The following is a 389-nucleotide window of genomic DNA, read 5'->3' on the forward strand; positions in this document are numbered from 1 at the left end:
AATTCAAACGGACCACCACTTATTTCTCCACCTTCGGGCTGACTTCGATACACCCGTACATTATCGTCCGAGAAATCATATACCCCCATAAGATCTGCTACATTATTGCCGGCTTCCAGGCCTACCAATCCGTCGGCATAACGCAAATGCCAAATCAGACATACTCCAGGCCCGGCCCCATCAAAGTTCACCGCTTCAGGGGTTGGTGGTAATCCTAAAATAGTTCCCGCCTCATCAGTTACCACCCATTGAGCATTAGGGCCTTCCGCCCCTTCTACACTCACCAGAGAAACATGGTCTGGCTGGCCATCACCTACACAGAAAAAGAAAGGATCTTCACTTAAGGTACCCCCATCAACACTAATGGCTTCTGTTCTTACAACACGTAC

1 pseudogene is annotated in these 389 nt (G+C 48.8%); it reads right to left on the bottom strand.

The window, feature by feature from the left end:
• A pseudogene (locus J1G40_RS18290) lies at positions 1–389 on the bottom strand (agarase); the annotation flags it as partial.

It is taken from the genome of Muriicola sp. Z0-33 (assembly GCF_026126425.1).
In the GTDB taxonomy this organism is placed as follows: domain Bacteria; phylum Bacteroidota; class Bacteroidia; order Flavobacteriales; family Flavobacteriaceae; genus JAFMPW01.